The organism is Rhodococcus sp. IEGM1428, assembly GCF_050321865.1.
Classification (GTDB): domain Bacteria; phylum Actinomycetota; class Actinomycetes; order Mycobacteriales; family Mycobacteriaceae; genus Rhodococcoides.
Genome location: NZ_JBNQFW010000006.1, coordinates 173887 through 191751, shown reverse-complemented (window position 1 = coordinate 191751; position 17865 = coordinate 173887). Strand labels below are relative to the sequence as shown.

The 17865-nt window shown below is 60.9% G+C and carries 19 protein-coding genes; 11 read left to right on the top strand and 8 right to left on the bottom strand.

Going from position 1 to position 17865, the window contains the following annotated elements:
* Positions 1 to 51: 51 nt before the first annotated feature.
* Together ACQR3T_RS24275 and ACQR3T_RS24270 are read left to right on the top strand one after the other, a co-directional pair.
* Positions 52 to 780: a GntR family transcriptional regulator gene (locus tag ACQR3T_RS24275; RefSeq protein WP_428695140.1), complete on the top strand. Its 729-nt coding sequence runs from the start codon at positions 52 to 54 to the stop codon at positions 778 to 780.
* 107 nt (positions 781 to 887) lie between these two features.
* A complete protein-coding gene (locus tag ACQR3T_RS24270; RefSeq protein ID WP_428695139.1) occupies positions 888 to 2843 on the top strand; it encodes a flavin-containing monooxygenase in 1956 nt (651 codons plus the stop codon).
* Positions 2844 to 2910: 67 nt separating this feature from the next.
* Here the strand turns inward: ACQR3T_RS24270 and ACQR3T_RS24265 are convergent, their stop codons facing one another.
* The 3 genes from ACQR3T_RS24265 to ACQR3T_RS24255 are packed head-to-tail and all read right to left on the bottom strand — an operon-like array spanning position 2911 to position 5410.
* The gene (locus ACQR3T_RS24265; protein ID WP_428695138.1) at positions 2911 to 3285 is read right to left on the bottom strand and encodes a nuclear transport factor 2 family protein; all 375 of its coding nucleotides are present in this window, start codon (positions 3283 to 3285) and stop codon (positions 2911 to 2913) included.
* 50 nt (positions 3286 to 3335) lie between these two features.
* A complete protein-coding gene (locus ACQR3T_RS24260; RefSeq protein ID WP_428695137.1) occupies positions 3336 to 4520 on the bottom strand; it encodes a serine hydrolase domain-containing protein in 1185 nt (394 codons plus the stop codon).
* Positions 4517 to 5410 carry an SDR family NAD(P)-dependent oxidoreductase gene (locus ACQR3T_RS24255; RefSeq protein ID WP_428695136.1) on the bottom strand — a complete coding sequence of 298 codons (894 nt, stop codon included), beginning with the start codon at positions 5408 to 5410 and terminating at the stop codon, positions 4517 to 4519. Before ACQR3T_RS24255 ends, ACQR3T_RS24260 begins: the two co-directional genes overlap by 4 nt.
* Positions 5411 to 5531: 121 nt before the next feature.
* Here ACQR3T_RS24255 and ACQR3T_RS24250 point away from each other — a divergent pair, with 121 nt between their 5' ends.
* Both ACQR3T_RS24250 and ACQR3T_RS24245 read left to right on the top strand, forming a co-directional pair.
* On the top strand, positions 5532 to 6290 hold the full coding sequence (locus ACQR3T_RS24250) for an SDR family NAD(P)-dependent oxidoreductase (protein ID WP_428695135.1): 759 nt from the start codon (positions 5532 to 5534) through the stop codon (positions 6288 to 6290).
* 29 nt (positions 6291 to 6319) lie between these two features.
* Positions 6320 to 6679: a VOC family protein gene (locus ACQR3T_RS24245; protein ID WP_428695134.1), complete on the top strand. Its 360-nt coding sequence runs from the start codon at positions 6320 to 6322 to the stop codon at positions 6677 to 6679.
* A gap of 82 nt (positions 6680 to 6761) precedes the next feature.
* Here the strand turns inward: ACQR3T_RS24245 and ACQR3T_RS24240 are convergent, their stop codons facing one another.
* Positions 6762 to 7556 (bottom strand): enoyl-CoA hydratase-related protein, encoded by a 795-nt coding sequence (locus tag ACQR3T_RS24240; RefSeq protein WP_428695133.1) that lies wholly within the window; start codon positions 7554 to 7556, stop codon positions 6762 to 6764.
* A 175-nt stretch (positions 7557 to 7731) separates the two neighbouring features.
* Between ACQR3T_RS24240 and ACQR3T_RS24235 the strand changes: the two genes are divergently transcribed.
* The 7 genes from ACQR3T_RS24235 (at position 7732) to ACQR3T_RS24205 (ending at position 14658) form a co-directional block, all read left to right on the top strand.
* Complete coding sequence (locus ACQR3T_RS24235; RefSeq protein ID WP_428695132.1) at positions 7732 to 9198, top strand: MFS transporter; 1467 nt, start codon at positions 7732 to 7734, stop codon at positions 9196 to 9198.
* Positions 9199 to 9312: 114 nt separating this feature from the next.
* Complete coding sequence (locus ACQR3T_RS24230; protein WP_428695131.1) at positions 9313 to 10248, top strand: SMP-30/gluconolactonase/LRE family protein; 936 nt, start codon at positions 9313 to 9315, stop codon at positions 10246 to 10248.
* A 41-nt stretch (positions 10249 to 10289) separates the two neighbouring features.
* On the top strand, positions 10290 to 11195 hold the full coding sequence (locus ACQR3T_RS24225; RefSeq protein ID WP_428695130.1) for an SDR family NAD(P)-dependent oxidoreductase: 906 nt from the start codon (positions 10290 to 10292) through the stop codon (positions 11193 to 11195).
* A 58-nt stretch (positions 11196 to 11253) separates the two neighbouring features.
* Positions 11254 to 12486, top strand: coding sequence for a cytochrome P450 (locus ACQR3T_RS24220; RefSeq protein WP_428695129.1), 1233 nt, complete (start codon positions 11254 to 11256; stop codon positions 12484 to 12486).
* A 9-nt stretch (positions 12487 to 12495) separates the two neighbouring features.
* Positions 12496 to 12816 (top strand): 2Fe-2S iron-sulfur cluster-binding protein, encoded by a 321-nt coding sequence (locus ACQR3T_RS24215; RefSeq protein ID WP_428695128.1) that lies wholly within the window; start codon positions 12496 to 12498, stop codon positions 12814 to 12816.
* A 1-nt stretch (position 12817) separates the two neighbouring features.
* Positions 12818 to 14095, top strand: a complete 1278-nt coding sequence (locus ACQR3T_RS24210) for an NAD(P)/FAD-dependent oxidoreductase (protein WP_428695127.1) — start codon at positions 12818 to 12820, stop codon at positions 14093 to 14095.
* A gap of 35 nt (positions 14096 to 14130) precedes the next feature.
* Complete coding sequence (locus ACQR3T_RS24205; protein ID WP_428695126.1) at positions 14131 to 14658, top strand: nuclear transport factor 2 family protein; 528 nt, start codon at positions 14131 to 14133, stop codon at positions 14656 to 14658.
* 6 nt (positions 14659 to 14664) lie between these two features.
* Here ACQR3T_RS24205 and ACQR3T_RS24200 read toward each other — a convergent pair whose 3' ends face one another.
* The 4 genes from ACQR3T_RS24200 to ACQR3T_RS24185 form a co-directional block, all read right to left on the bottom strand.
* Complete coding sequence (locus ACQR3T_RS24200) at positions 14665 to 15249, bottom strand: integrase core domain-containing protein (RefSeq protein ID WP_428695125.1); 585 nt, start codon at positions 15247 to 15249, stop codon at positions 14665 to 14667.
* A gap of 478 nt (positions 15250 to 15727) precedes the next feature.
* Positions 15728 to 15895 carry a transposase gene (locus ACQR3T_RS24195; protein ID WP_428695124.1) on the bottom strand — a complete coding sequence of 56 codons (168 nt, stop codon included), beginning with the start codon at positions 15893 to 15895 and terminating at the stop codon, positions 15728 to 15730.
* Between the two features lie 323 nt (positions 15896 to 16218).
* Positions 16219 to 17046 carry an LLM class F420-dependent oxidoreductase gene (locus ACQR3T_RS24190; protein WP_428695123.1) on the bottom strand — a complete coding sequence of 276 codons (828 nt, stop codon included), beginning with the start codon at positions 17044 to 17046 and terminating at the stop codon, positions 16219 to 16221.
* A 632-nt stretch (positions 17047 to 17678) separates the two neighbouring features.
* On the bottom strand, positions 17679 to 17834 hold the full coding sequence (locus ACQR3T_RS24185) for a hypothetical protein (protein ID WP_428695122.1): 156 nt from the start codon (positions 17832 to 17834) through the stop codon (positions 17679 to 17681).
* Positions 17835 to 17865 lie beyond the last annotated feature (31 nt).

The window sequence follows — 17865 nt, the reverse complement described above, 5'->3', positions numbered from 1 at the left end:
TCTGGGTTCGCGTCAGGCCCGCCGCTGTTGTTGTTGCCCATGGAGGTTTTCGTGGCTCGATCGTCCGGACAGGCCACGCCTGCCCCCCGCCTCACAGCCGATGGTGCGCCACGAAATGCATCGGACCGCGCTGCATCACGGGTGGTCGACGAAATCCAACGCATGATCATCAGCGGAGAATTGCTACCAGGGCAGCAGGTTCGCCAGGAGTTGATGGCAGAAAGGTTGGGCGTGAGCCGGTTGCCGATCCGGGAGGGTCTGCGACAGCTGACGGCGGAAGGGTTGGTGCGGCACGTCCACAACGTGGGGTACACCGTTGCTCGGCTCGAACAATCCGAATTCGATCAGATCTATCTGATGCGCTCAGCGCTCGAGCACGAGGTACTAGCAACGCTCCCGAAACTCGACAAGAAGGCGCTCGCAGAGGTTCGAACACTGGCGGATGAAGTGATCAGTGCCTCCGAGCGGGTTGACATCCTTGCGATGCGAATTTCCAACCAGGCCTTTCACTTCGCCATGTTCGACCGCTCTCCGATGAACCTTGTCGTACAGGAACTTCGGCGGTTGTGGACCCTGGCAATGCCCTACCATGCTGCCTACCTGTACGACTCGGAAGGCCGAGCCCGAGTGTTGCGCGAACATGAGGACATGATCGCCGCGCTCGCCGCGCACGACAACGACTCGTTGATCGCGATCATGAACAACCACCGGCGCGGTGGCGAGTCGAGTACGAACGTGATGCTGCGCGGTGGCGGCGCGTCGACGGTGCACCGACGGTAGATGTTCCGGCCGGGGGGTCGTGAACAGTCACGCTGGGGGAAGCATCACGCTATCATTATTTGGGATCCAATTATGAAGCCACTTTGATATAGGAAAATGGAGTAGTTATGACCGAACCAGTCGACGTGCCCATCACTACGAGGTTCGAGATCGACCCAGTGCGGCTCGACGTAGATCAATTGCGAACCAATCTCGCAACCGCCGACCCGGCTATCCTTGTTCTGTGCGCAATGCATGCGACCGGTGACACCACCTTGCTCGATCGCTTCGGCGGCGCTGTGGTCAGGAAAGTTCCGTCAGGGCCCGCAGCCGCTTTGCCGGTGGTCACCATGGCGGACGAGGTCCGATCCGAGTTGACCGACATTCTCGTCGAGGCGCTGTGCAGCGCGCCGACCGAACCGCACCTCGTCGTCGACGATCCTGGCGTCTTCCTAGCAATGGCCGAGATGGCCGTGGGCGTACCGGTCGCAGACGAATTCGCCGCATTGTTGCTCGAACAGAGCGGGTTCGTTCCCACCCAACCGGTCGTCTCGCGTACTCGGAAACCGGCACCCACCCAGCGCATCGCCGTACTCGGTGCGGGCATGGCAGGAATTGCGGCGGGTGTGTATGCCGATCGCAACGGGTTCGATTACGAGATCTTCGAGCGCAGCAACGACATCGGGGGAACCTGGCGCACGAACACCTATCCCGGTGTTGCAGTGGACACTCCGAGCCTGTACTACTCGTACTCGTTCGATCTCAACGCGCAATGGAGCCGTTATTACCCGGTGGGTCACGAGTACCAGGACTACCTCCGACGGGTCGTCGACTCCTTCGACATCAAATCGCACATCTCGTTCGAGTGCGAGGTCACGGAATTGCAGTGGGTCGAGGAAGACAGGCAGTGGGAAGTGCGAAGCATCGATTCGGCCGGTATCGAGTCGTCCTCTCGCTTCACGGCAGTGATCACCGCCTTCGGTTACCTCAATCGACCGAAGTTCGCCGATGTCCCGGGTAGAGAAACTTTCTCGGGTCGCAGTGTCCACACAGCGCAGTGGCCCGAGGACCTCGACGTGACCGGTAAGCGGGTGGCGGTCATCGGTGCGGGCGCGACGTCCGTCCAGGTGGTCGGAGCGATAGCAGATCAGGTGCAGTCATTGGATTTCTTCCAGCGGCAACCGCACTGGGTGATGCCGAAAACGGAAGGCTCCGTTGCGGTCCCCGACGGAGAACGATGGCTCCTGGGCAATCTACCGTTCTACAACCAGTGGTTCCGACTCAAGACGTTCTGGAATGCCAGCGACAACATGTACGACGTGGTGCGAGCCGACCGCGATTGGATGAAGGAACACCTGTCGATTTCACCGGCCAACGATGCAGTCATGCAGTTCTGTCTGGGCCATATAGAGGCAATGTTCGGAGACCGACCGGATCTGGCCGCGGCAATGACTCCTGACTATGCTCCGGCCGGTAAGCGGTTGGTGCGCGATCCGGGAAACTTCTACTCGTCGCTGAAGAAACCCAACGTCACTGTCGTGACCGATCGCATCGATCGCATTGTGCCGGAGGGCATCGTCACTGCAGACGGGCATCTGTACGAACTCGATGTCATCGTGCATGCGACCGGATTCTCACTCGATTACCTGGCACCTATCGACATCGTCGGTCGGGACGGTACGACCCTGAACGAAGTGTGGAAGGGCGACAATCCGTTCGCATACCTGGGCGGTACCGTTCCGGGCTTTCCGAACCTCTTCGTCACGTCCGGTCCGAACACGAGCCCCGGGCACGGCGGCGGACACAACTTCACCGTGGAATCGGTGTTGCACTACATCTTCGAGTGTCTGCAACTGGTGGTCGAGAGCGGAGGGGAGGTCATAGAGGCAACGGCCGCCGCGACCGCCGAATACAACGAAAGACTCGAACGTCAACTCGCCGATTCAGTCTGGGCCACTCAAACCGGAGCGAATACGTACTACCGCAACAAAGCCGGCCGTGTGACACTGCCGAGTCCGTGGCGCATGGTGGATTTTTGGACCATGTTGCGTTCACCGGAGCCGAATGCGTTCGTAGTCCGCTGAACCAATACGAGAAGAGGGGAAGGACCTGTGTGGTCTTTCCCCTCTTCTCGTGTCCGCACAGAGGTCGTCAGGACAGAACTTTCCGCTCGGAAATGAACCAACGGCCATCGACGCGGCGGTAGCGATCGTGATATTGCCCAGAGGCCAGTATCACGGGCGCGGAGTTCTCGCCGTGCGCACTGCCGACGAGCATCCACTCGCTTCGTCCGCTTGCTTCGTGATCCTCATGGAGCGTCGCAGTGCAATTGGTGACCAGATGACGGGTGTTTGCGTCAGGGCCGGCGAATCCTCCGTCACGTGCACCCTGCAGATAGCGTCCGATGTCATCTGCACCGCAATGTGATTCACCGCCGACTGTGAACGATCCGTCGTGAGTGAACAGCGCGGTGACCGCGTCGATGTGTTCCGCTTCGTCGGCGGCAAGAGCGAATTCGATCATCAATTTCGCGAGTGTATGTTCATCGCCGAAAGCGGTCGACGAGTGGGCGTCTGTCATGCCGTCACCGTCTTGGACATATCGGCAGCAACCGCGCGAACTGCTTCCGCGATCGGAGTGAACGGGTGAGTCTCCGTGGGAAGCGCTTGATCGTGCATCGCGTTGTGGTTGATCGACACGGACAGTCCGCTGTCGAGCTCGGCCCAGCCGATCGCACCGCCGGCACCGGGATGATGCACGATGTTCGGATTGTCGCCCAGGACAGGGTATCCACCGGGTTCCGGGCCGCCCAGCCAGAACCCGTATGCACTTACTTGTGCGGGCTTGCCCATGTAGCGGTCAATTTCTTCGACATTCTGACGGGTGGCGGTGAAACTGCGGACACGCTCCTCCGAGAGGAGCCGGACACCGTCGAGGGAGCCATGGCCGGCGAGCAGGGCAAAGAATCGAGCAATTCCTTCCGCGGTGGCGATGACACCTGCCCCCGGATTGATCGTCCGACGCGAGAGCTCGGTGTTGTAGACGTGCGAGCCAGGGAACACTGCTGCAGGCATTCCGAGTAGGTATTCCTCTGGATACCCGACAGGCACTGTGCCTCCGGTCAATTCGGCGACGCGGTCGTCCAGCTCTGAGGGTAGACCCAGATGGACGTCTTCTATGCCGAGAGGGACGAAGATGTCTTCGCGCAGGAACTCGGCGAAGTCTCGTCGCCCACCGTCGGTGCGCAATACGATCTCGGCGACAACCCAACCCCAGATCAGCGCGTGGTAGCAGTTCGTGGTGCCGGGCTCGAACACCGGTCGGGTGCGCTCGATTCGGTCGATCATCCAGGACCAGTCTGCTTGATTCTCCGGTGTCACACCGTCTGGCATCCACGGAATTCCGCCGCGGTGGCTGAGTAGATGGCGGATCGTCATTGTCTCTTTGCCGAGGGTGGCAAACTCGGGCCAGTAGGTTCCGACGGTGGCGTCGTAGTCGACCAATCCGCGCTCGGCCTGCAGGTGCAGGGCTGTCGACGTGATGGCCTTGGTGACCGAAAAGACTGGGAACATGGTCTCCGGTGTCGCAGCTGTACCCGACATCGCCTCTCCAGCAGCTGCATTGACGATCAATTTGCCGTCCAGGTAAGCGGCGACTTGAATACCGGACTCGCCCCTCCTGCGAGCTTCGTCGAGTGCTGCCGTGATGCGGGGATCGGTGTCCGGAACGGTCTTCGTTCGACCGATGCTCTGTGTACTCATGCTGAAATCTGTACTCCCATCATTGCCAGTTGTTCACGAGGATCTTGCGGGTCGGTCAGATCGAGCAGGTGTTGGCCGCGGGCGGCGGCCATAGCGGTGCATACAGCGTCGTCGGAGAAGATCCAGAAGTCTCCGCGCGCAATGGCGTCGATCATGTGTTCGGCAGCGGTGACGGCGTCGAGACCGGCGGCGACGTTCGCCGATTGCATCGCGTCGAACACGGCATTGGCGACTGTGTTGCCGGTCGGCGCTTGGTTGCGTGCTGCGTTGAAAATCGAGCTCTTGATCGAATAGGGCAGAACTGCTGAAACCTGTATCGGTGCATCGACGAGAGCTACCTCCTGATGCAGACATTCGGTCAGGGCCAGAACTGCATGCTTGCTCACCGTGTACGGTGCCTGAACCGGCGTCGAAGAGAAGGCTGCGACCGAGGACAAGTTGGCTATGACGGCAGGGGTGCCGGTCTCGATCATCCTCGGAACGAACGAGCGAATGCCGTGGAAGACACCATCGATATTGACCGACATGACTTTTCGCCATCGATCGGGGTCGACCTCCCACAGAAGTCCGGCGTTCTCCAGTCCGGCGTTGTTGATGAGAAGTTCGACGCTTCCGTGTGTGTCGAACACGTTCGAGGCCATTCTTTCGACAGCCGCCGCGTCCGTCACATCGACGGTGAGTGCGCTCGCAGCACCGCCTTTGCTCACGATGGCTTCGGTTACGCGTCGAGCACCGTCCGAGTCGATGTCCGCGACCACGACGTGCATCCCAAGGGTGGCAATGTGTTTGGCGAGACCTTCGCCGATACCTGCGCCTGCACCTGTGACGACGGCTGTGCCCGAGCTGAAGCGGGTTCGGGCAAGTGAGGTTTTTGACAGTGATGTTGGCATGACAGAAATCGTACACATTGGATCCAATGAAATATACGAAAATGTTGACATGGGCCCGGGCATCGAGTGCACTGGATGCAGACGGGAGCCCGTCGGCCCCACTATCTCAGGAGAAGATGACGTGTTCGATCTGCAGGGACATTGCGCGTTGGTGACAGGAGCGGGACAGGGCGTCGGTGCCGGAATAGCTACCGTTCTCGCACGAGCCGGAGCGTCGGTGATCGTGAACGACCTGCACCCGGACCGCGCCGAGAAGGTCGCCGCGGAGATCAACAGCGCAGGGCACCGTGCTGTGCCGTCCGCGTGGGACATCACCGATTTCGATACGACTGTCGATCGAATCCGTTTGGCAGAAAAGGAGCTGGGTGCGCATGTCGACATCCTGGTCAACAATGCCGGAGTTGCCGAGGGGCGGTGGAACCTACCGTTTCGTGACCTGACCCCTGACCTTTGGAGGCTACCGATCGACCTGAACATCTACGGGGCACTGAACTGCACGAAAGCCGTGATCGACGGGATGTGCGACAACGGATGGGGACGCGTGGTTCAGATTTCGTCAGGATCGGCACGGACGGGTCAGAACATCAACGTATCGATGTATGCCACCGGTAAGAGCGGAATCGAGGGCTTCATACGTCACTTGGCAGCGGAGACAGGTCAATTCGGCGTCACCGCAAACGTTCTGGCTCTCGGTCAGCAGAGCAACCTGGCCGATGTCATGCCGGCCGAGATCGTGGACCGCATCGTCGCAACCATTCCCATCGGTAGGCTCGGTGACGCGGAGGAGGTCGGTGCCGCCTGCGTGTATCTGGCCTCCGCCGAAGCCGGGGGCCTTACGGGGCAAACGATCGACTTCAACGGTGGGTCTCAGACGCGATGAACATCGGAACGGAAATCAGCCTCACGGCCTTGCGCGTTTCAGATCTCGAGCGGTCGGCCGAGTTCTACGTGAACGCGTGTGGTTTGTCTCGGCTGCACGAGATCGCTGCGAGCACGTTCGACGGGGTGATCGTCGGGCGTGAGGATGGTGTCGGGGGTGGGTTGGAACTCGTTCGCGAACGTGAGGGATTCGAAACGATCGACATCGGTACAGGATTCGTGAAAACGGTGTTGACCGTGGACGACGTGGATCTCGCCACCGAGCGGGCCGGGGCTGCAGGTGCTGTCGTGGTCATGGAGCCGCAGTCGCTCGCTCAGATGGGTGGTTTGCGTTTGTCCATGGTTCGCGACCTCGACGGCTACGTGGTGGAGTTCGTACAGCGTCCGTAACGTCGAGGATTTCGCAGGCGAAGGGTGTGCCACCTATCCAGCAGGTAGGCGGCACACCCTTTGTGGGTGGCTGCGTCGAGTTTCAGGAAGATTCGGTTTCGACCGCAGGTTTGGCCGGCTTCCGCGCCCAGCCTGATTCGCCCTTGCGGCCCAACGACCACATCTGGACGCCTCGTTCTATTTCGAGAGCTGAGGCCAAAGATACGCTGGGTGGGCCTAATTCGAGACGGATGCTGTTTTTGATCGCGCGGGCGAGGTCCGGGTCGGCGGCAGCATGTTTCGCCATCGCCGCGATCTCCTCGTCCATTCGATCCGCATCGACGCACGCGTGCACGAGTCCACGGCGAGCGGCCTCGGCCCCTGACATGGCCATGCCGAGGCCGGCCAGTGCGACTGTGCCGGACGGGCCGAGCGAACGCCCGACCAGTGACAGATGACCACCTCCGGGATGGATCTTGCGGGCCAGGAAGCCGCTATCAAGCACAGCGTCGGGTGTGGCCAATACGACGTCGGACGCCAAAGCCAGATTGAGGCCGGCACCCACAGCTCCGCCGATCACCGAACAGATTGTGGGCGTTGGTAGTTGGCCAATTCGCACGAAACTGCGATAGACCGCTGACGTACGTCGAACTGCCTCGTCGGACGCGGCGTCGGTGGACGATGCGGCGAGGTCTCGGGTGTCTGCTCCGCTGCAGAAGTAGTTTCCTTCGGCGTCGAGAACCGCGACCCCGATCGAACGGTCGCGTTCGATCTCGTCGCAGATTCTTTCGATGGACGCCGCCATATCGAGGGTGATGGCGTTCTTGCGAGTGGGGTTGGCGAGAGTGATGCGTGCGACGCCATTGTTCGCGGCGTAGACGATTCGAGCTTCGGTCACGGTAATCCTTTGGTCGGGTATTGGATCCAACATAGAGTACAAAATCAGGCGAATGCGTGTTGCGACCGTACCCAGCCGAAACCGGTGAAGTGAACTACTTCACATTGAGTGGATCCATCTATACACTCCAAATCGGATCCAATTCAGGATGCAGCTGCGACCTAAAGGAGCTACCTTGCCCTCGGCCCAAGAATCTCTGGACGACCACGCTCCTCCGGCAGGAGCGCGATATGCCGGTCTCCTCATTGCTGTTCTGGTGCTTGCAGAAGTCGTGAGCGCCTTCGAGTCCTCGATGGTGTTCGTTGCGATCCCCCGGTTCATGGAGGTTTTCGATGCATCCGCCGCCGACGTCGGATGGACGTTGACTGCATTCCTGCTCGTCACTGCTGCGTCTGCTGTGCTAGCGGGCCGGCTCGGTGACATCTACGGACGCAAGAGAGTCCTCGTGATCGTTTTGCTGCTGTCTGCGGTGGGTTCGGTGATCAGCATCCTGGGCGATTCACTGGACATGGTCGTAGCCGGCCGGGCTCTGCAGGGCGTGGCTGGTGGCATCATGCCGCTGTGTTTCGGTATCGCGCGTACGCTCCTCCCGCGCGAGCGCGTACCGATGGCCGTGGCCATGATCGCTGGCTCTGCCCTCATCGCAGGTGCGCTCGGTTCAGTGGTGTCCGGTGTGATCATCGATGTTGCTGATTGGCACTGGATCTTCGTCATCGCTGCGGTATTCGCTACTGTTGCAGCACTTGTCGTGCTGCGCGCGGTTCCGAAGGATACCGCGTTTGCCGTCGGCGATCGCGTCGACTGGCTGGGGGCGGTCCTGCTCCCATTCGGTGTCGGTGCCGCCCTTCTCGCAGTGACCGGAGGGGACGCCCGCGGCTGGCTATCAATGCCGATCGCAGGATTGTTCGTACTCGCGGTGGCGTTGCTGGCCGGGTGGTTCTGGTGGCAGTTACATACGACGAGTCCGCTGTTCGATGTCCGGCTCCTGGGTCGTCGTGATCTTGGCTCGGCTTATCTGATCACAGTCCTTCTTTCGGTCGGGGTCATGGGGTTGACACCGGTCGTTACCCCGATAATTCTGCAGACACCGGTGTCCGCGCCAGTCGGCCTCGGACTGTCAGCCACCACGGCGGGCTACATTTTCGCGGCTAGCGCAGTGGTCGGTTTCGCTGTGTCGCCCATCAGCGGCCAAATTGCTGCACGTTTCGGCGCAGCACGTGCGGTGCTGACAGGGGCGGTTCTCCTGGCGATCGGAATGTCGTTGTTCGCTGTGGGTCGCGGGTCCTTCGTCGGAGTGGTCACCTCGTCGGTGATCATCGCCATCGGCACCGGATTCGCTTACACCGCGCTACCCAATCTTGTGGTCGAAGTTATCGAGGCCAAGAGGACCGGCGAGGCTACAGGTTTCGCAACTTTGCTCCGCGGAACGTTCAATGCGGTGAGCGCTGCGGTGGTGGGTGCCCTGCTCGCGAGCGGGATGGTCGAAGGAACGCCATTCTCCACCTCGGGTGCATACGACATGGTGTTCGGATTGAGCGTGACGTGCTGTGTCCTTGCGATCGTTGTCGCCGCGACGCTACCGGCACGGCGGATCTCGAATGTTTCCGTCGGTGAGACATCTGCACGCGAAACGATTAGTTGACATTTTGGATGTATCGAATAGTGTGAAGCGCATCACTTCGTTCGTGCACGGACGCAACGGCTTTCAGTCGAACCGTCCGGTCCGGCATCAAACTCAGCCCTGTGAAGGATTCTCATGACCAACACCCTCGTGGACGCGTTCGCTGACGTACCCACCGTTGCAGCCCGTCAACTTGCCGCAGGATTTTCCTGGCCCGAATGTCCGCGTTGGCATGAAGGCAAACTGTGGTTCTCCGACATGTACACCGGCACTCTCAAGACCGTCGATGGCAATGGGGCGGTCGAGACCGTCGTCGACGCCAACAGCAGATCAGCACACACGGCGGTGCCGATCGTGCTGGGTGGGTTCGGGTGGTTGCCCGACGGACGACTCGTGGTCAACTCGATGCACGAAAAGCTTGTTCTGGTACATGACGGCTCGTCCGTCGACGCGCTCACGGAGTACGCCGACGTCTCGGCCCACGCACCCGGACCGATCAACGACATGGTGGTCGACTCCGAGGGCCGCGCTTATGTGACGCAGCTGGGGTTCGATCTCTTCAACGGTGCCGAGCCGGCAGCGTCTCCCATCATCGTCGTGGCACCCGACGGAGCAGTGTCTGTAGCCGATGAGATCGGAGATTTGATGGGAGCGAACGGAATTGTATTGTCGGCGAACGAATCGACCGCGTACACCGCCGAGGCCTTCCTGAACAAGATTCTCGTCATGCGCCGGGGCCCGGATGGAACTCTGTCGGAACACCGTGTTCTTGCCGAGGCACCGTCACTTCCCGATGGGATCGCTCTGGACGAGGACGGCGGAGTGTGGGCTGCGATGCCAGGCAGCGGATACGTTGCGCGCTTCGGTCCGGACGGCACGATGACCGACGCCGTCTCCGTGCCGTTGGACGCGGGGACAGGCTCAGCGTGCATGCTCGGCGGTCCCGATCGAAAGACGCTGTACATCACCGTCGGTGTCGAGGTGTTCGATTTCGAGAAGTCCGCACGCGAAGCCAAAGCCTCGATCTGGGTCGCCGACGTATCTCGGTCCGGCGGCGACACCAGACCCTGACCGATTCGTCGAAATCACACCACTCCTTAAGGACTTACATCATGAACGAACTACGTTTCGACGATCGCGTCGTCATCATCACCGGTGCCGGCCGTGGGATCGGCCGGGCCCACGCCCGGCTGCTCGCCGAACGCGGTGCTGCAGTCGTCGTCGGCGACCTCGGTGCCCGCACCGATGGCTCAGGAGTTGACAGTGACCACCCCGCCGAGGATGTCGCAGCCGAAATCGTCTCTGCCGGCGGACATGCCGTTGCCTGCACTGCCGATGTCAGCACCGAGGAGGGGGCCAACTCCCTTGTCGAGACAGCAGTGTCGTCCTTCGGGCACCTGGATTCGATCGTCAACAATGCCGGCATCATTCGGACCGCGCACTTCATCGAGGTACCTGACGAAGAATTCCAACGGCACCTCGACGTCCACTATTTCGGATCGTTACGACTGTGCAGAGCCGCATGGCCACACCTGGTGAAATCGGGATCCGGGCGGATCGTCAATACTATTTCTCAGGCAATGCTGGGTAATCCGATGATGACGCACTACGGAAGTTCGAAGGGTGCCGTTTTCGGGCTGACCAGAAATCTGGCACTCGAAGGTCTCGAGAGCGGCATCACGGTCAATGCCATCGCCCCCGGTGCAGGTACGCGAATGGCGGAAGCAGCCGGTGACGGTCTCAGTGACGAGATTCTGAACTACATGCGTACCTCGCTCACGCCGGAACATGTTGCACCAGTGGTGGCGTACCTGTTGCATCCGAGCAACACAGTGACCGGAGAGGTGTTGAACGCGGCGGGCGGCGGCGTCAATCGGTTGGCGTTCGTCAACACCACCGGTATCGCAGATCCCAATCTCACACTGGAGACCGTGGCATCACGATTCGACGAGATCATGGCCATCACTCCCGACGCGATTCCCCAGGTCATCTCCGCCGAACCGGCGGCGGTCTCCTGATCTCGACGAATTCCGAACCATCCCACCGCACCGACACCGCCAGTTCTATGGAGACACCATGACCGCAGTCGACGAGACTATGTCCGATTCCGCCTATCCATTTCCTCCCGTCGAGCCCAGCGAAGCAGCCCGCCGATACGCTGCGATCTGCGCCGACCGACCCATGACCAAGATGACGATGCCGATCGGCGGAGACGCCTGGATCATTCATCGCAACTCGACAGCGCGCGCCATGCTGGGCGATCCCCGGTTCGTCCGAGAACCGTTCCGTACCGGAGAGCGAACAGTGCCCTACTTCATGGAGTTCCCCGAATTCCTCAAGGGCACAATCCAGTTCGAGGATCCGCCGCATCACACAAAGTTGCGACGCTTGGTTCAGAAGTCCATCTCGCCCAAGCGTGTTCGCGGGATGCGGGATTCCGCTGTGGCGTTCGCCAACGAGCTGATCGACAAAATGGAAGCACACGGTTCGCCGTCCAACCTCGTCGAGGACTACTCCATCGCCTTGCCGATTCAGATGCTTGCGAATCTCCTGGGAGTCCCTCCCGAGGATCGTCCCAAGTTCGAGGAGTGGAGTTCATCTACGCTCTCGGTTGCCAACATGCCGCCGGAAAAAGTCGCTGCGAACATGGGCGAACTGGTGCAGTACATGACAGCGCTGATCGACGAGCGTCGGCGAGAACCTCGTGAGGACCTGATCAGCGACCTCGCGAATGCGCGGGACAAGGACGACACCCTCACTGACGGCGAAATCATCCCAATAGCACTCATTCTCATCATCGGGGGGTTCGACAACACCGCCAATTTCATCGGGCAAGGCGTCTTGTCGCTGTTCAACAATCCTGACCAGTTGAACATCTTGCTCGAGGACGTCGACGGCGTTGCGCCGACAGCAGTGGAGGAGATCCTGCGGCACGCTGCGTGGGAGATCGGAAATCCGGTGGTGGGCATGGGAGCTCACGTCCCTTTCGTCGCAACTGAGGATGTCGAACTCGAAGGGCAGTTGGTTGCCCGCGGGGAAGCCATCATGGTCGATCCCACCGGAGCCAATCACGACGGAATTGCTGTAGCGGATCCCGGCCGGTTCGACGTACGCCGAACCGACAACCCGCACCTGAGTCTAAGCTTCGGACTGCACCATTGTCTCGGTGCACCGTTGGCCCGAATGGAACTGCAGGTTGCCATCACGGAACTGTTCAAGCGGCTGCCCGGTCTCCGTCAGGACGGGCCCGTCGTGATCAATTACGACAACCTCACCCAGCCCATCACTTCACTTCCAGTGGCCTGGTAGTAGAGCGAAATGACAAAAGTCTTCTACGAGCAGCCCGACGGCGTCGAGAAGGTCGTGGACGGTGTCGTGGGGGAGTCGGTCATGTCCACAGCCGTCAAGAACGGTGTCCGCGGTATCGTCGGTCAGTGTGGCGGCGTGCTGTCCTGCGCTACCTGCCATGTGTTTCTAGCGACCGACGAGCTGAGCAATTTCGACCCGCCGAGCGAGGACGAGGACGAGATGTTGGACTGCGCGGCAACGGATCGCGAGGACAATTCGCGATTGTCCTGTCAACTCCAACTCCGCGACGGAGTCGATGTCCACGTTACGATTCCGGCGGAGCAACTCTGACATGGCCGCACCACCTCGTTCGGTCGTCGTCGTCGGTGCCTCTCACGCAGCAGTCGAGTTCGCCGACTCGTTGCGATCCGCCGGATTCACCGGTGCAATCACCCTCATCGGTGCCGAGCAGCATCAGCCCTACCAACGCCCGGCGTTGTCGAAATCGTTCCTCGCCGGGTCGGTCTCGGCGGAGTCGCTGGCGCTCCGTGCCCCACAGTGGTATGTGGACAATTCGGTGAATCTAGTTCTGGGCCAACGTGTTCGGAAGATCACAACGGGACCTGACGGCACGGGGACTGTGTATACGACGGCCGAAGCCGGGGGACCTGATGCGAGCTACGCCTACGACCGACTCGTGTTGGCGACAGGGGCCCGTCCAAGGCAACTGCGGATTCCGAACGGCGACGCGGACGGTGTATTGCTGTTGCGCGACGTCGACGACGCCCGAGCCCTGGCCGAACGCGCTGCGCGCGGGCCGGTGGTGGTGATCGGGGGTGGGTTCATCGGGCTTGAGGCGGCCGCAACCATCGTGAAGATGGGCGGTGCCGCGACGGTCCTCGAAGTTGCACCGCGGCTGATGGGTCGGGCAGTCGGTACCGTCACCGCGGACTTCATGCGTGAGGCCCATGCTGCGATGGGCGTGGACGTCAGATTGGGAACGGTGCCCGAGCAGATTCTGGTCGACGACGCCGGTCGTGTCCGCGGCGTCCGCACCGATGGTGGTGAGATATCGGCTCTAACAGTGCTCGTCGGCATCGGGGTGCAGCCGCGGGAGGAGGTCGCCGAAAGCCTCGGACTGTCCTGTGCCGGCGGAGTCGTGGTCGACGAGCGTTGCATGACGTCCGACGGCAGGACCCTCGCGATAGGCGATTGCACAGTACAGCCATGGCCGCGGGCAGTGGCCGGAGGCAGTCGAACGATCCGTCTGGAATCGGTCGACAATGCCAGCGAGCAGGCGCTCGTAGCTTCCAAAACTATTATGGGCGAACTGAATTCCGACCGTGGGACGCCCTGGTTCTGGTCGGATCAGGGGGCGTGGAAGATGCAGATGGTGGGCGTGGTGGGTGATCACGACAAAACCGTCGTTCGATCGGACGCGAACCGGCCGACGCGTCTGGTCGTCGGGTACTTCCTCCGGGATCGCCTCGTGGCCGCGGAATGTGTCAATTCCCCCGCCGACTTCGTTGTGCTCCGTACCGCGCTCAACCGGGGGATGCAGATCACGCCGAATATGTTCTCGGACTCCACAGTTCCATTGAAGAAAACGTTGGCCCGCGTCGATGCCTGACTCAGGCGCTACCTCGACCACTACAGAACAGGAAAATGATGAGCAATTCCTACAGCAGAGACGAACTCGAAGCGGCATTCACGACATGGCGCACTACGGTGTCTCGCGCCGCGAGTGGTGAGGGTCATTGGCGCGACTTCGTCGATCTGTTCACCGAAGACGCGCAGTACCTCGAACAGATGGTCGGCGTTCTGAAGGGGCGAGAGGCGATCTGGGCCTGGGCCGAGCCCACCTTGGCCGGATTCCCCGGAAGTGCGATGTCGTTCCCGCCGTACTGGCACGTCGTCGACGAGGAGAACGGGGTCATTGTCGCCAAACTCAACAATCTCATGCGTGATCCTGGCGACGGCTCGCAGATGGGGTCGGACAACATCAGCATCCTGACCTACGCCGGCGAAGGCCGGTTCTCCTCGGAGGAGGACGTATACGACCCTTCTGCGTTCGGCGAACTAATCGGTTCGTGGGGCAAAAGGGCAATGGAACTCGGCACGCTGAACGCTGCTGAGCAAGAATGGTTCGAGAACACCATGCCGCACGCGGTTCCGCGGATAGGGTCCGTCTGACCGCGTTCATTCAGAGTCTCTTGGAAGGTCCCCGATAGTCGGGCCGCCGTGTTCTAGAGCCACGGTGTGATTGATGTCAGTCGATCTCGCAACCCACGGGTTGGTGAGTGTAGGCGCAGTGGGCAGCGTCCGCCCTCGCAAGCGGGAGGGACCCCAGGACGGCGTGAGGTAGCCCAGTGATGAGTGCCTGTGTCGATGGTTGTGGTCGTCTTTGAAGTCCTCGATCACCACCCTCGCTTCGAGAAGGCTCGTCCAGTGATTGCGGTTGAGGCACTCCTTCTGTAGTCGGTTATTGAACGATTCGATGTGTCCGTTGTTCCACGGTGTCCCCGGCGGAATGTAGGAGATGCCGACCCGGTCGCGGCAGAACTGTTGCAGCACATGCGAAATGAACTCCGGGCCGTTGTCCATCCGCAGCACCAACGGGGGCCCGCCCCACAGCGTGAACGTTTGGTCGAGCTCGTCGGTCAGTCGCTGTGCGGTCATCGAACGCTCCACAATGTTCAACAGGGACTGCCGGGTGTGTTCGTCGATCATCGATGCGATTTTGATCGCCTTCCCGTCGACGGTCGAATCGAACTGGAAGGTCATAGCCACACCACTTTCGGTGCATCGGCTTCGATCTGCGGGCAGGAACTGATGCCGGCGCGTTTGCGCGGATGGTAGATCCGAACCTGCAGACCCTCCTCCTTCCAGAGTCGGTGCCTTCTCCTTGTCCACCGCCATGCCCTGGTCGTGCCTGAGATGCGCCCAGGCGCGACGGAGGCCGTCCAGCGGATACGAGCCTGCGTATTTCCGCATGCGGCCCTCAGGGTCGCGTCGGGGTCCGCTGGGGTTTCGGCGATCGGTGTTCGTGCATAGGTGGAGCGGGCAAGCCCAACAGCTTTGCATGCCAGACGTTTCGACGGACCCATCGTGTCCACGAGCATGTCGACGGCGTCGCGTTTGGCGGCTGGGCTCAGAATTTTCCCTTCGCTACCTCCCGCAGTACATCCTTTTCGAGCTCGGCCTCGGCGAGCAACCGTCTGAGCTTGCCGTTCTACTCGCGCGGCTCCTTGAGTTCCTTGCGTCATCGGTCCATCCCGCCGTACTGACGCCGCCAGTTGTACAACGTCGCTGCCGACACCTCGAGCTCCGCCGCGATCTCCTCCTGTGTCTTGCCCGCAGCAGTGAGTTCGTCGGTCCGGCGCAGTTTGCGCACGACGTCCTCGGCAGAGTTGCGTTTCCGTCCAGCCATGTTCTCCATCGTCCTATCCGCCCAACTCATGGGCAACGAGACTCTGAACGAGATGGCCCCGTTCACTGGCGACACGCCACTCCGCCGGGCACGGCTACGCGCGGCGGGACGACCTGGATTCTGAACGAGCGTCGTTCGAGGCCGCCCTACCCTCGTGCTACCACTACTGCCGTACGACAGTGCCCGAGCCCAACTGTGCCTACGGGGGCGACCTTGTGCAGGGCCGGTACACACGGGACAAAAGCCATCGTCAGCACGGCACGGCACGGCACAGCAGAATAGGGCTGGTAGGTTGCGGTGACAAGACCGTCTGTCGGGCCATCTCAGGAATTGAACTTCTCGGTGGCCGACCGCAGCGCGTCGAGCGATCGCAGCGCGTCGTCGCGGGACTGAGTGTCCAACATCAGCAGCACCCTGTCGATATCGAGCTGGGACAGCTTCTCTAGCGATTCTGGGTCGTGTGGAGCGCCGAAGACCGTAACGGGAGTCCTGTTGCCGGTGACCTGACGCATACGGTCGATCTGCTCGCCCAATTGGTCCGGCGGAACCTCGTTGGGCATCCATGCCTGCGCGTATTTCGACACTCTGATGTGGGCGCGTTTGGATACCCCGCCGACGTAGATCGGCGGGTGCGGTTGCTGAATTGGCTTTGGCCACGAGTACACAGGGTCGAAGTCGACGAATTTGCCGTGGTACTCGGCTTGCTCCTGAGTCCAAAGCGCGATCATCGCCTCAATTCGCTCATCCATGAGCGCCCCCCGCGTACGTGGATCTGTGCCGTGATTGCGCATTTCGGCTTCAAGCCACCCGGCACCGACACCGAGGATGACTCGTCCTCCGGACACGTGGTCCAGGGTCGCAACCGCTTTCGCAGTCGTGATCGGGTCGCGCTGAACGACGAGGGCGATTCCAGTACCTAGCAGGAGTTGATCAGTCGCGGTCGCGGCCGCGGCCAGCGCTACGAACGGGTCCAGGGTTCGGTGATAATGACGAGGCAACTCGAAGGCCGAGCCCTCCGGTAACCAACCCACCGGAATGTGGGTGTGCTCGGCCAGAAACAGTGAGTCGAACTGCCGCTCCTGTAGAGCTTTGGCTATATCAGCTGGTCCGATGCTCTCGTCGGTGAGGAAAGTCGAGATACCGAATTTCAAGATAATTCCTGTCTGTCGGGGTCGTTAAATCAGTCGATGAAGAAAGAGTCTGCGTCGAGTTCGCGGGGAAGTGCCTCGAATTCGACCGTCCGCTGCGGATCGGCCGAGATTACTCGGCCGGTGTCGTCGCGAGGAGTGGGCAAGTGGCAACCGATGTGTTGTCGACCATTCAAGGCGATGAGGTCCTGAAGCTGGTCGTCTGCACCCCGCACAGCAGAATCCAAGGTCTGTGTGTGCGATGTCGGTACGGTTCAGCGCAGTCAAACTTCACCGGTCGGTGGCGAACAACTGGGTCGGTGCCGCGCTGGTGTTGTTCGCCTTCAGCCTTCCCTTGTCTCTACCGGCGACCGGTCACAATATTGGATAATATTTAGAATACACAGAAACTGCGTGTGGAAACACTGTACGAATGCCGTGTCTTCCGTTTCCCACCCCAACGCGCCTCGCCGCTGGATCCGTTGTTGTCTGGCCAACAGGACACACCATCCTCGACCTGGGCGAGGTGGACAGCCGCGAGCATGCGCCGAGGAAAAGGGCGTGGTTATCGACATCGGTCGATCTGTAGCCGTTCGGGTCGGCCTGACCCGGCCCTGACCGGCGGTTCCGCGTCTTTACTACCACCATTCGACGAATCAGCGCCGCCCGTCGGTCTGACCGGCGCGATGATGTGCGAACTGCTCCGTCTGTTGCGGGGTGTGCTCGGCTAGGCGGAGCAATCTGCTGGTGGGCGACACCTGCACTCCGTCCTGATCCACCTCATCCGCCATGGGATCCAGTGTTTCGGTCATCATCGATCCTTCCCTCCAAGCTCAGCTCGGC